At 50.4% G+C, this 12145-nt stretch carries 13 protein-coding genes; 8 read left to right on the plus strand and 5 right to left on the minus strand.

Annotated features, from left to right (window positions below; genetic code table 11):
* Positions 1-233: 233 nt before the first annotated feature.
* Positions 234-1883 (plus strand): ribosomal protection-like ABC-F family protein, encoded by a 1650-nt coding sequence (gene abc-f / locus EDM56_RS13145; RefSeq protein ID WP_122918380.1) that lies wholly within the window; start codon positions 234-236, stop codon positions 1881-1883.
* Between the two features lie 121 nt (positions 1884-2004).
* Here abc-f and fabI read toward each other — a convergent pair whose 3' ends face one another.
* The 3 genes from fabI to EDM56_RS13155 all read right to left on the minus strand — a co-directional run bounded on the left by fabI (position 2005) and on the right by EDM56_RS13155 (position 3796).
* Entirely contained in the window at positions 2005-2781 is a 777-nt protein-coding gene (gene fabI / locus EDM56_RS13150; protein ID WP_122918444.1) for an enoyl-ACP reductase FabI, read from the minus strand.
* Between the two features lie 99 nt (positions 2782-2880).
* Positions 2881-3003 carry a hypothetical protein gene (locus EDM56_RS32085; RefSeq protein WP_281274956.1) on the minus strand — a complete coding sequence of 41 codons (123 nt, stop codon included), beginning with the start codon at positions 3001-3003 and terminating at the stop codon, positions 2881-2883.
* Between the two features lie 67 nt (positions 3004-3070).
* Positions 3071-3796: a ZIP family metal transporter gene (locus EDM56_RS13155; protein WP_122918381.1), complete on the minus strand. Its 726-nt coding sequence runs from the start codon at positions 3794-3796 to the stop codon at positions 3071-3073.
* 163 nt (positions 3797-3959) lie between these two features.
* Between EDM56_RS13155 and EDM56_RS13160 the strand changes: the two genes are divergently transcribed.
* Together EDM56_RS13160 and EDM56_RS13165 are read left to right on the plus strand one after the other, a co-directional pair.
* Positions 3960-4616 carry a metallophosphoesterase family protein gene (locus EDM56_RS13160; RefSeq protein WP_122918382.1) on the plus strand — a complete coding sequence of 219 codons (657 nt, stop codon included), beginning with the start codon at positions 3960-3962 and terminating at the stop codon, positions 4614-4616.
* A gap of 117 nt (positions 4617-4733) precedes the next feature.
* Positions 4734-5366: a MerR family transcriptional regulator gene (locus EDM56_RS13165; RefSeq protein ID WP_122918383.1), complete on the plus strand. Its 633-nt coding sequence runs from the start codon at positions 4734-4736 to the stop codon at positions 5364-5366.
* Between the two features lie 127 nt (positions 5367-5493).
* On the opposite strand, the gene EDM56_RS13170 is transcribed toward EDM56_RS13165, so the two are convergent.
* Positions 5494-6201 (minus strand): TerC family protein, encoded by a 708-nt coding sequence (locus EDM56_RS13170; protein ID WP_122918384.1) that lies wholly within the window; start codon positions 6199-6201, stop codon positions 5494-5496.
* 329 nt (positions 6202-6530) lie between these two features.
* On the opposite strand from EDM56_RS13170, the gene EDM56_RS13175 reads away from it, so the two are divergent.
* A complete protein-coding gene (locus tag EDM56_RS13175) occupies positions 6531-7046 on the plus strand; it encodes an ADP-heptose synthase (protein WP_122918385.1) in 516 nt (171 codons plus the stop codon).
* Between the two features lie 284 nt (positions 7047-7330).
* On the opposite strand, the gene EDM56_RS13180 is transcribed toward EDM56_RS13175, so the two are convergent.
* A complete protein-coding gene (locus tag EDM56_RS13180; RefSeq protein WP_122918386.1) occupies positions 7331-8575 on the minus strand; it encodes an MFS transporter in 1245 nt (414 codons plus the stop codon).
* A 435-nt stretch (positions 8576-9010) separates the two neighbouring features.
* Between EDM56_RS13180 and pdxR the strand changes: the two genes are divergently transcribed.
* The 4 genes from pdxR to EDM56_RS13200 all read left to right on the plus strand — a co-directional run bounded on the left by pdxR (position 9011) and on the right by EDM56_RS13200 (position 12067).
* Complete coding sequence (gene pdxR / locus EDM56_RS13185; protein ID WP_122918387.1) at positions 9011-10438, plus strand: MocR-like pyridoxine biosynthesis transcription factor PdxR; 1428 nt, start codon at positions 9011-9013, stop codon at positions 10436-10438.
* Positions 10435-11184: an AzlC family ABC transporter permease gene (locus EDM56_RS13190; RefSeq protein WP_246009370.1), complete on the plus strand. Its 750-nt coding sequence runs from the start codon at positions 10435-10437 to the stop codon at positions 11182-11184. The genes pdxR and EDM56_RS13190 overlap by 4 nt, the downstream gene beginning before the upstream one ends.
* Positions 11181-11513, plus strand: a complete 333-nt coding sequence (locus tag EDM56_RS13195) for an AzlD domain-containing protein (RefSeq protein WP_183192422.1) — start codon at positions 11181-11183, stop codon at positions 11511-11513. The genes EDM56_RS13190 and EDM56_RS13195 overlap by 4 nt, the downstream gene beginning before the upstream one ends.
* 65 nt (positions 11514-11578) lie before the next feature.
* Complete coding sequence (locus EDM56_RS13200; protein ID WP_122918388.1) at positions 11579-12067, plus strand: chemotaxis protein CheW; 489 nt, start codon at positions 11579-11581, stop codon at positions 12065-12067.
* Positions 12068-12145: the final 78 nt, after the last annotated feature.

Below are 12145 nucleotides of genomic sequence, written 5' to 3' on the forward strand. Positions count from 1 at the left end.
ACAGGCACCGGTATGTCCGGCGCCTGTTTTTTATTTATGGCATGCAGGCGCTGGGTTTTCTGGCGCCTTTTCTTTTGGTTTGCCCAAAAAGGCGTAGGGTTCGCGGCGTCATTTTTTCGTGTGCAAAAAAACGATCCAACCTGCCTTTTTGCGCGCTAAAAACCTAATTCACGAGACGTCTGCCATAGACGTCTTTTTTGTTTAAAAAAACAAGTACCCATGGGGGAATGTGTATGTTACTGCTCGAAGCAACTCAATTGGAAAAAAGCTTTGGCGACAGACAGCTGTTCAAACTCGAGCAGCTGGAGATTCGCCGCCACGACCGGGTTGGCATCGTCGGCCGAAACGGTGTCGGCAAAACCACCCTGCTCCACCTGCTCGCAGGTGAAGAGCCACTTCTGTCCGGAAAAATAAAGCGTTATGCAAAAACCGCTCTCATCCGCCAGTTCGGGCCAGGCGATGCGGCAGAAACATCCGCTCGTCACAAAGCTACCTGGGGCATTACGGATGTTCATGACGGCATGAGCGGCGGGGAGCAGGTGCGCCTCAAAATCGCGCATGCGCTTGAGCAAGGCGCACAGCTCTTGTTCGCCGATGAGCCGACGAGCCATCTCGATATGCAAGGGATCGAGCAGCTGGAAAAAGCGTTGCTCGACTACGACGGCGCGCTCGTACTAATCTCGCATGACCGTTCACTGCTCGACGCCGTCTGTACCCGCATCCTCGAAATTGAGGATGGCGTAATAACCGAATATCAAGGCAATTACAGCCACTATCAAGAACAAAAGGAACATCGGCGCAAACGTGCGCATGATGAATTCGACACTTATCAGCGGGAGTGGAAGCGGCTCAGTCAGGCGATTGTCGAAAAAAGGCAGCGCTCAGCAGGCATGAGTAAAATTCCCAAACGCTTTAGCAGCTCGGAGTCGAGGCTGTATAAGGAAAGCGCCAGCCAGCGAATGGAAAAGGTGGAGAAATCGACGAAAGCATTGGAGACTCGTCTCGCCCGGCTGGAGAAAAAAGAAAAGCCGCGGGAAATTGCTCGCGTCCAGTTTGATACGACCTCTTATCAAGAAGTGCACGCCAAGGCGGCGATCATGCTCGATCAAGTATCCCGACACATGGGCGACCGTACCCTTTTTCACAAGCTTTCCTGTACGATCAAGCCTGGCATGAAAGTGGCGTTAGTCGGCCGCAACGGGGCTGGCAAATCGACACTGCTTTCCATGATCACAGAGGGTGCCCCCGGCATTCAGGTGTCCCAAAGCTGCCAGATCGGTTATTTCGCGCAATCGCTCTCCCTTTTGGACGAAAACCAAACGATTCTCGCAAACGTAGCAGCCACCAGCAGCCAATCGGAAACGTTGATTCGCACCGCTCTCGCCCGCCTGTTGTTTAAGGAGGTTGATGTGCGCAAGTCCGTTCACCTGCTAAGCGGCGGGGAAAAAAGCAAAACAGCGCTCGCCAAGGTGTTTTTAAGCGATGCCAATCTGCTGCTGCTCGACGAACCGACCAATTACCTCGACCTGCTTACACAGGTAGAATTGGAGCAAATGCTCGCCGATTATCCTGGGACGATCGTGTTTGCAACACATGACCGCACTCTTATCAACAAAGTCGCCGACCATGTCCTCGTCTGGGAGGAAAATGGCCCCGTCTTCTATCAAGGCAATTATCAGCAGTATGTGGCGTGGAAGGAAACGCGGAATGACGCGAGAAGCATAGGCGCAGATGATCTGCTGTTATTGCAAACAAAGCAGGGCGAAATCATCGGGCGTCTCAGCATGCCGATCAAGGATCCCGCTCTGAAAGAAGAGTTAGAAATGCAATATCAGGACGTCACGCAAAAACTGCGGACGTTACGCGTCCAAATGGGGAAATAGCCGACCATTAGAAAACCTGGCTACGCCATGCTTTTGGCTTAAGCCGCGGTTGCATCTGTACAAAAAAACTCCCGAATTGCCAGCTTTGGCAGTCGGGAGTTTTCTTATGCTTTCAACTATTTTAATTGCCGACAATGCTGTAACCTGCATCCACATGGATGATTTCGCCCGTGATGCCGCGAGACAGGTGGCTGAATAAGAAGAGTGCGGTATCGCCTACGTCGGACTGATCAATCGTGCGACGGAGCGGTGCTTTTTCCTCGATGTCTTTTAAGATCGTGTTGAAGCCGCTGATCGCTTTTGCGGCGAGCGTGCGAATCGGGCCTGCCGAGATCGCGTTTACCCGGATGTTCTCTTTGCCGAGATCGTTAGCTAAATAGCGGACACTTGCATCGAGTGCCGCTTTGGCGACGCCCATGACGTTATAGTTCGGGATGGCGCGCTCGCCTCCCAGGTATGTAAGCGTCACGATACTGGCCCCTTCTGTCATCAGCGGGCGAGCTTCACGAGCTACCGCTACTAGGGAATAAGCGCTGATGTCCTGTGCCAAATGGTAGCCATCTCGGGACGTATTTACGTACTCGCCCGCCAGCTCTTCCGTTTTGGCAAAGGCGATACAATGCGCCAGGCCATGGATGACACCGACTTTTTCCTTGATTTGTGCAAATGCAGCCGCAATGTCATCATCTTGGGTGACATCGCAATTGATCAGGATTTGCTCCGGCTGATCCAGTGTTTTGGCCAACTCCAGCACATTCTCGCGCAAACGGTCCCCTTGATAGGTAAAAATCAGGTTCGCGCCCGCTTTTGACAGCGATTGAGCGATTCCCCAGGCGATGCTGCGATGATTGGCCACACCCATAACCACAATATTTTTGCCCTGCAACAAGGTATTCATGGTCATCTGACCCCTTTCCTCTCCAACATTCCTCCATTATATACCATTTCGGACATGCTTTCGAGAAGGGATCAGCGACCGAAGGGCAAAATTCTTTCGTCAGGTCGAAGAGGTCCACTCGCCCATGATCGGGTTGAGCGGGGTTCCCTGCAATGGAAATTCAGGCTCTTGCTTCTGCCCTTGTTCGTTTTCCATTTGATTATCTGGTTCTTTTGTGCTCATTGGTGGACACACTCTCCTCTCAAGTTGGATGACTTGCTCCCCTTATAGTGGAAAAAACATTGCGCCGTTATACATGATGATGGTGTACCGCTGGCCCCAGCACGGTCGACAAGAGCATATACAAAAGCACAGCCCCGAAAAAATAAAAGCCCGCTCGCATATTCTTAGCCTGACGAATGTGCGGAATCAGATGGCTCGTCGACACATACAGGAATACACCTGCACTCAATGCCAGCAGTGGATTTGTAATGTTGGCTGTCATGATAAACCGTTCTGTCACTGCAGCTAGAAGCGCTCCCGCAAGCGTCGCCACTCCCAGCAGCACGCTCCCGAGAAAAGCGGTCTGCTTTCGTTGCGTGACGGCGAGAAGCAGCGATGCCATTGTGATGCCTTCCGGAATTTTGTGAAACAACAACGCAACCAAAATCGACATCCCCAACTGTGGACTCACCTGGAATGCCGCGGCGAGCGATACGCCCTCGGAGAAGGCATGGATGACAAAGCCGATCACTGCTCCGTCCGCCTTACCTCGACCGTGACCGGCAAGATCGATCGCAAACAGGAAGAGATAGCCAATCACTACGAACGGCATCAGCGATTGCTGTGTATTACCCGCTACCTGGGGAAGCATGTGAAACAATGTGATCGACAAGAGCAGCCCGGCTCCGATGCTTATCATGGACATAAGCGAATCTTCGGACCAATGTTTCCTGAAAAAAATGAGTAGCCCGCCGATCATGCTGGCAAACGATGCTGCCATCAACAACGGGAATGAAGTGATGATTCCATCCACGGCGATTGCCTGCCTCCCCTTTTTTCTCCCACAAGCGCTTTCCTGCGCGCCCTTATTTCCATTTTACTCACGGAATTCTCGCGATATGTGAAGGTTTCCGCCCAAACCACGGGGAAGTATACCTCATAACGATTTTGTTCCAGAGCCAAAAGGGGTTGACCGCATGAAATACGCTATTTTGTCCGATATCCATGGTAAGCGAAAACATCTCAAACAAGTGCTGAAGGCGATCAAGGCACATGATGTCGATCATATTTTTTGTCTCGGTGATATATGGGAGTGCAAGATAGGGAAATCGCAGGTCAAAGATTTTTTGTTTGCCTTTGCCGATCAAATTGTCGATTACGATCCCAAGCTCGCCAAACGGCTTTCATCCGTCAGCTGTATCGTCGGCAACCAGGAAGAACGGATACGCCATCTTCTGCCCAAGGAGGAAACCGATGAGGAACTCCGTTATTTCCTGACACTTCCCCCTGTGATCGAGCTTACGCACGGTCGCCTGGAGCATGGGCATTTATTCGTCAACGACAAAAACTGGGCGCCCTATCCGAAACGTCTCGACAAACACCTGCTCTTTTTCGGCCATTCCCATTACAGCTCGCTCTACCAACTACAGTGGCAAAACAAACAATGGCAACCGAAAAAGGTGGATATTCAATTCGGCGTGCCGATTGAATTGGACTTGGTTCGCTATTGGGGCATCAACGTAGGCGCGGTTGTAAGCGAGGAACCGGAGTGGCTCCTGTATGAGGAAACCAGCAACACCGTCACGTTTTTCCGCGAAACTGTCTCATCCCCAGAAAATGACAAACCTGCGTAAGCCTGTCCAAATGAGCCGAATCTTCACTAGTTTTTAGAACCTTTGTCGATTCTCTTCTACCGGGAAAATTTGGTGGTATAATGACTCCATACTCGGTCGCTCAAAGGAGAGGATAGAATGGACGTACAAGTCTGGATGGCTTCCAAGGAAGTAGCTGAGCGTTTGGATGTGCATGTTCGCACGTTGCGAAATTGGCTGGAAATGTTTGTGCCTGCCCATGAGAGACAGAAAAACGCGCAGGGCCATTATCTGATCAGCGAGAGCGGCGTGTCGCTTTTAAAAGAAGTAAAAGAACGGAAAGAAGGCGGCAACTCGTCGCTTCGGGACATTCAGAAGGAACTGGTGGAAGAAGGAAAACTCTCGTCGGACATGCTTGCCATGCAGGAAGTGGCGGCAGGGGAACAAATGGTTGTGTTGGGTCAAACGGTTCCCGGTATGGTCGATCTCAACCAGATGGATCAAGCAGTCAGCGAGACGCTCTATCTGTTCAAGCAGGAGCTTTCGCAAATTACGACGGTCAAACAGATGCAATCCACCATTCTACAAAAAATGACCGAAATCGAGGAAATGCAAGAAACGCTCCGGCTGGAGATGCGCCGCGTTTCTTTCGAACTGGATCTCATCCAGCAGAGCCTCACTCGCCGCAAGCATCGACAAGAACGATACCAATCGCGATTCTCGCTCAATCCGTTTCGTTGGTTCAGCCGTTCTGCCACATCAGCTGGCACAACGCACGCAGCGGAATCATAAGGCCACTCGCCCACAAATAAAAACAAGTCCGGAACCCGCTTTCGCGAGTAACCGGACTTTTCTTTATGCGTAAGACGTTTTTTGGAGAGGAACGGCCACGGGCTTGTCCCGCAAACGTTCACGGCTCTTACGCCGTTTCTTCGATTCCGCTAGCCGCGGCTCGTTCCTGGTTCTTTTTTGCATAGCTGTCTCTTTGTCTCTTGCCGAGGATCAGCACCCCTGCGATGACGGCCACTTTAAAGAGGTTGGCTATCCAGCTACCCTCCGGTAAAATCTCGTGCAACGCCTTCTCATTGACGATCATGTCAGCAGCCGCCAATGCCAGGACAGCAGAACCGATGTACAAAATCCATGGAAAACGCTCCATTGCTTTCAAAATCAACTGGCTGCCGAAAATCATCAGCGGCACGCTGATCAACAGGCCAAGCACGATCAAAACCAAATCGCCCTGTGCCGCACCGGCAATGGCGATCACATTGTCCAACCCCATCATGATATCCGCGATGACGATCGTTTTGACCGCTTGAATCAAATTGTCGCTCGAATTGATTTTGCCGCTATCCTCTTCTTCTGCTAGCAGCTTGTAGGAAATCCAGATCAAAATCAACCCGCCGATCAGGTAAAGGAAAGGGATCTTGAGCAAGTATGCCGCTGCCACCGTCGCAATGACGCGCACGATGATCGCAAGGAATGTCCCGGTAAAAATCGCTTTCTTCCGCTGTGCTGCAGGCAGTCTGCGGCTCGCGATGGCGATGACCACCGCGTTGTCCCCGCTCAGGACGATGTTGATCATGATAATCATCGATAAAGCTGAAAAGAACTCTGGTGTAAACATGAACCCCCACTCCTATCTCTATGTTTTGGAAGCAAATAAAAAGACCTTTGCCTATAAATGGGTCACCAAAGACACATCCATAGGCAAAGGTCTTGCTAACAATGTCAGGCATCGCCAACAAAGCCGAGGATGGTTCGCATCCTGTCATGACGACTTTGCTGTTAAAGCTACTCCCCTTTGCAGCTATTCAATTTGCTACGTGACTATCTTACCTCTGTTTTGGGCTGTTGTCAAACCAGCATTTCACACGTTCTTTCATGTTCTTTACAGTTGTCCCGCTTGGCGAACAGGCTGTTTTTTACTATGATGAACATGAGGAGGTTTTTTCAATGACCAAACGTTTCGTCATAGAAGCGGTGATGCTGGCGATTTACGGAGAGCTGCTCAATCCGCTAGAACCCGTAGAATACCTCATCCCTACATCGACGATCCATGAGCTGGACGAATTTCTACATAGCCAGGAGCCCATCATGTACGACAACGAGGAAGAAAAGCATGTTCGTGCCATGATTACCGAAATGCTCCAATTTTTCCGCGATCCATTCAGCAGCAAAAAAATGGAGAAAACGTTGGTTGCACCGTGGTCCACTGTAACCTTTCCGATTCGCCCGAACGTATCGCTAACCGTCGTGAAAGCGGAGGACAACGAAATGTGGGGCGAGTTGTTCGATCCGATTGAAACCGAGCTTTTGCTCACCTCGATGCGCTTCGAAGCACCGCTCATCACCGACCAGGATGATTGGCAGGACCGTATTCTAGAATATTTGCTGCCCGTTCAGTTTTATGACATCGAAGATTTCAACTTCGCCGTGGAGGATGGCATTTCCCGCGATGACCTGATGTAAAAGCAAACAGAGCTCCTCAGCCGTAAGGAAGCTCTGTTTGTTTTTTTGCGGAACGCTTTTTATTTATGGCTTAAAAGCCTAACGCAAATTGATAAGCCAATAGCGCCTTGTTGTAGTCATGAATGGCAAGCTGATACGCTTCGCGGGATTCTTTGGTACCGTCCTTACGCTCGCTTGCTCCGTCTTTTGACGGGGTGCAGTTCAGTCATAGACTGCCGCTGCTTTTATTTTGCCATCGTGCAAGTAAGATCAAATGGAAAAATCGTAAATCGATACCATTGCTTTTAGATAGTCTTCGCTTCCAATCGTGCCTCATCCAAATTCTCTTTGGTCAGTACGGTGATCATCGGAATAAACAAGGCAAGGTTGATCAATGCGCCTCCTAGAAAAACAACAGGTACACTTGCCACTTCGGCAATCATTCCCGCTACGATAGCCCCCAGTGAAAGCGTGCCCCATCCAACCAAGCGATAGGCAGCATAGACGCGTCCGAGCAATTCGTCGGGTATCAAGTTTTGACGGATCGTCGCGACACCAACACTCCACGTCGCCCCTCCAAATCCGCCTAAAAAAATGGCGGCCCCGACTAGCCAAACGTTTGATGTAAGTGCTGGAACTGCCAGCATGACAATCGTACCGACGACATCTATCCCCAATAACCCTCTGCGTCCTAGTATCTTTTGTATCGGCCCTACCATTGCGGCGCCCGCCAAACTCCCCGCAGCCAAGGCAGTCAGCAACATGCTATATCCAAATTCATTTAACTGTAGTGGACCTGGTGCAACTGCATGCAGGACCAATAGAGAAAAGAAGGCACTCCAGCACCCTGACATCACGGCAACCATGATGGCCAGTGTCCGTAAGATCTGATTACTCCAAAGAAACCGGACTCCCTCCGCAATGTCCTTTCGTATTGATGATTTGCTTGTTCTTGCCGCTTTAAAATCTCCTCTCAAAAACAGTAACACAATAATTGTCATAAGGTATGTAAATGAGCCTGACAGCACAGTCATGGAAATACTGATCGAGATGAAAAAACCTGCTAGTGGCCCTCCCACGAACCTGTTCGTGATTGTTTCAACGCTGAATATGCGTGCATTTGCCTGTTCCAATCGATCTCTGGGGACGACGGAAGGGACAAGGGATCCAGAAGCTGTGTCCGAGAATGTCTCACACACACCCAGTACCACTGCAAGGAGATAAAGAACGTAAATGTGCAGCCAACCGCCAGCAGCAGCAAGAAAGAGCGTCATCACTACAGAAACCCGAAACAGGTTTATGAGTGTAATCAATTTCTTTCGATCAACGCGATCCACGATAGCTCCAATCGGTAAAGAAAACAGCAGCCAAGGGAGTGTAGCCATAAAAGAAACGCCTGCAACAAGCGCAGGGGATGAAGTCGTTTTTGCAGCCAAAACCGGCAATAGAAATTTGATGATTCCATCACCCAGGTTAGAAAAGGCCGTAGCTGTCCACAATGTCCAAAAGCCACTCCCCATCCCTCTATTTGCAATAACGCTCTTTGCCATCTTTCACCCTCCAGTTAACTAACAAAATGGAATTCGTTGGTTACATGTTATTACACCAAATGTAACTAGTCAATTAAATTTAGATGGTTACCGATCGCGAAATAAAACCACGTTCTTCCCTATCCCCGACTCTCCATAAATCGCATCATTTGCATCCGACTTGGCCACCCTCAGTACCTATTCCCTATTCGTTGTAGGTAAATATTGAAAAAAACACAGTGAAATTGACCAGCATCGTTACGGGTAATAACGAGATGACAACGGTTTTGGAAAAGGAAGAAAGTCCATCTGGAGCACCTTTACTTCGTTTCTATTCAGGTAAAGACGTTCGTTGCCATCAGACTTGGCTTTTTACCTGCTGATAATTGGCTCTTTTATTTCCACGTGTGCCCCCTTATAGTAAGCTAAATACCGATTACAAAATGAGGCGAAATAATGGGGCGAAAACCGATTTATCAGGAAGTATACAATCAGCTCCGCTATCAAATATTGAGCGGAGAATGGACAATTGGCTCCATGCTTCCGCCAGAACGAAAGCTGTCTAGCCAATTGGGCGTGAGCCGCAATACCGTGGTCAAGGCATTTGACGAGCTGCAAGCGGAGGGCTTCATCGAAAGCCGGATGGGCAGCGGACGCTATGTCGAACCGCTTCCACCGGAACGGAGCCTCGGTCGCATCAACTGGCAGGAAGTGTCCCAGCTGTCCGCTTTACAGACGACACCCTGCAATATGGCTGAAATGTTGAACAAGCCGGTGCTTTCGCCGGAATTGATCAATTTTGCCCACGGCGATGGCGGGAAGCATACGTGGAATTTTTCGCAATTCGCTGAATATGTCAAACGCGCAGCTGAAAAGCCTCATTCCTACTACTTTCATACCATTTCCGGCTATTTACCGCTGCGGGAATGGATCGTCAAGCAGATGGGTGTCTCGCAAATTCATTCACCGGATCAAGTGATGATCACAAGCGGCTCACAAGAAGCTCTCTTTTTCATCGCGACCTTATTAGCCAAGCCTGGCGACACGATCGCAACGGAAATGCCGACCTACTTCGGTTCTCTTCAATTGTTTCAATCACTTGGCTTACGGATTATCCCGCTGCCGATGGACAAAGACGGGATGAAAGTAGATGTGCTCGAGGGCGTGCTGGCCCGGTACCGGCCCAAGTTCGTGTATACGGTTCCCACCTTCCACAACCCGACAGGCGTTACGTTGTCGCTTGCCCGCCGCAAGCGTTTGGTCGCGTTGAGCGAGCAATACCGCATCCCGATCATTGAAGACGACGCTTATCGGCACCTCCACATGGGAAAAGAACCGCCGCCACCGCTCAAATCGTTTGATGATTCCGGCAATATTATCTATGTCAATACGTTCTCCAAAATTTTGTTTCCTGGCTTGCGAATCGGCTGGATTGCGGCGAGTCGCCCCTTCATTCAAATGTGTTCGCGTATGAAAGAGCTGTCGATCACGACGAATACGCTGGGGCAGATTGCGATCGCCGACTTCTTGATGGAGCAAAACATTGAAAAGCATCTCGCGAAAGTTCGGACGATTTACCGCACACAGTCGCAAGCTATGCAAAAGCACCTCGTTCGCATGAAACCGCTGGGCGTACATTTCGAGCCAACGTCAGGCGGCTTTTATTACTGGGTCTCGCTTCCTGAAGGAATGAATGCACGTGAGCTGATGCAGCGCTGCCATCAGCGAGGGCTATCGATCGTGTCCGGAGATATGTTTTTGCTTCGGGAAGCCATCCAGCCATATGTACGCTTGTGTTATTCCCATGAGACGGAGGAGGAAATCGCCAGAGGCATGGAGATTATGGACGAATTGCTGCGGGAAGGAAAGGAGCGAGAAGTATGATGCAGGCAAAACCTGATGTTCCCAACTGGGCCGCATTCCGCGAAGGCGTGGTCGATGCGTTGCCCATGGTGTTTAGCTTTGTGTTATTTGGCGGTATCTTCGGTCTGCTTGCGACCAATACAGGCCTATCCGCTTGGCAAAGCGTCGCCATGTCGCTCGTCGTTTTTGCCGGCTCGGCCCAGTTCACCGCCTTGTCGATGCTTGACGAGCACTCCGGCTTGGTCGCGATCATTTTCGCTACGTTCCTATTGAATTCACGCCACTTACTGATGGGCTTGTCCATGTCCCCCTATTACAAAAGCTATCCAACAAAACACGTGAACATGCTCGCCTTCCTATTTGTCGACGAATCGTACGCGATTACTTTGAATCGTTTTCGGACACATCCAAGCAATATGATGTATGTTTATGGCACCAGTCTTGCTCTCTATGTGACTTGGGTCGGTGGGACCTGGCTTGGCACAGTGGCTGGTCAGTGGCTGCCTGACCCGGCGACACTCGGGCTGGGCTTCAGCTTTTCGGCCATGTTCCTCGCCCTTGTCTACTACCAGCTTTATTCCCCCTTGCGCATTATCACGTTTGTGGCCTGTGGTGGAGCCGCGGTCGTCCTCGCTTTTGTTTTACCCAATGGACTGCATCTTTTGGCAGCCGGGCTACTCGCTTTTGGGATCGGATATTTCCTTGGTCCCAAACAGGAAACCGCGCCATCTGAGGAGAATTTACCAAAAGGAGTTGAATCAGCATGACCCTCTTGGATACAATACTGCTCTACCTCGGCATGGCCGCCGTCACCTATCCTTCCAGACGGCTATTCCTCCGGTTGCCAAGCAAGTATTTTTCCCTCCGACTGCGCAACGGCTTGTCTTTCATTCCGATGGGCATTTTCGCGGCACTCATTTTTCCTTCGCTCTTTCTAAAAGAAGGCCATTTTGCCTGGCAGCCTCTCTACTTATTGGCTGCTGCGGTGTGTATGCTGCTAATGCGGCTTTCCAAAAATGTGTTCGTCAGCTTTGGCGTCAGTCTGGCTCTGGTCGTGCTGGTTTCAACCGGAATCATCCCGTTTCCTTGGAAATAATGGTTTTGCCTTTATGGAAGCGGGAAGAAAAGAAATAGTTCGTCCATACAAAGGAGGGTCCGTTCATGAGCACGCAAGTAAAAAAAGGGGCGGCAGACTGGGAAATGGCAGGCGACTCGCTGCAAACCATTCTGTTTCGAATGGGCGACGAGTTTTACGGATTGCCGATTGAAGCGATTAAAGAAATCATCAAGCCACTGCCTGTGACCCGTTTTCCCCGTTCCCCTCAGTATGTTGAAGGGATTATCGATCTGCGCAACAAAATTTTGCCGATTATCAACCTGCGCAAGCTGTTTGGCCTCGAGTCCATTCCACTCACGGAGGAAAGTCGCTTTATCGACATCCACATGGAAGGCATGCAGGTAGGCATCGTCGTCGATGCAGTGTCGGAGGTCGTGCGCATTCCGGTCTCGCAAGTTGAAGCGGCACCTGCGCTCATTGCCGGCGTGGATGGAAAATATTTATACGGCGTCGCCCGCCTGCAGGATCGTCTAATTCTTTTGCTCGATTTGAATGCAACGCTCGCAAGCATTCAACCTGGTACAGCGCAATAACGCTTCCGGGTCGCCTCGCATTCGCGGCGAATCGAACCTTGCCTTTCCCCTCTCTCTTTTGGTACCATTACAATCAAT

The sequence above is a fragment of the Brevibacillus fluminis genome, assembly GCF_003710825.1.
Lineage (GTDB): Bacteria > Bacillota > Bacilli > Brevibacillales > Brevibacillaceae > Brevibacillus_D > Brevibacillus_D fluminis.

Coding starts and splice junctions, on each gene's coding strand:
- EDM56_RS13165 (WP_122918383.1), top strand. CDS start 4,734: ATGGACGTACAAGTCTGGATGGCTTCCAAGGAAGTAGCTGAGCGTTTG.
- EDM56_RS13200 (WP_122918388.1), top strand. CDS start 11,579: ATGAGCACGCAAGTAAAAAAAGGGGCGGCAGACTGGGAAATGGCAGGC.
- EDM56_RS13170 (WP_122918384.1), bottom strand. CDS start 6,201: ATGTTTACACCAGAGTTCTTTTCAGCTTTATCGATGATTATCATGATC.
- EDM56_RS13180 (WP_122918386.1), bottom strand. CDS start 8,575: ATGGCAAAGAGCGTTATTGCAAATAGAGGGATGGGGAGTGGCTTTTGG.
- fabI (WP_122918444.1), bottom strand. CDS start 2,781: ATGAATACCTTGTTGCAGGGCAAAAATATTGTGGTTATGGGTGTGGCC.
- abc-f (WP_122918380.1), top strand. CDS start 234: ATGTTACTGCTCGAAGCAACTCAATTGGAAAAAAGCTTTGGCGACAGA.
- EDM56_RS13190 (WP_246009370.1), top strand. CDS start 10,435: ATGATGCAGGCAAAACCTGATGTTCCCAACTGGGCCGCATTCCGCGAA.
- EDM56_RS32085 (WP_281274956.1), bottom strand. CDS start 3,003: ATGAGCACAAAAGAACCAGATAATCAAATGGAAAACGAACAAGGGCAG.
- pdxR (WP_122918387.1), top strand. CDS start 9,011: ATGGGGCGAAAACCGATTTATCAGGAAGTATACAATCAGCTCCGCTAT.
- EDM56_RS13160 (WP_122918382.1), top strand. CDS start 3,960: ATGAAATACGCTATTTTGTCCGATATCCATGGTAAGCGAAAACATCTC.
- EDM56_RS13195 (WP_183192422.1), top strand. CDS start 11,181: ATGACCCTCTTGGATACAATACTGCTCTACCTCGGCATGGCCGCCGTC.
- EDM56_RS13175 (WP_122918385.1), top strand. CDS start 6,531: ATGACCAAACGTTTCGTCATAGAAGCGGTGATGCTGGCGATTTACGGA.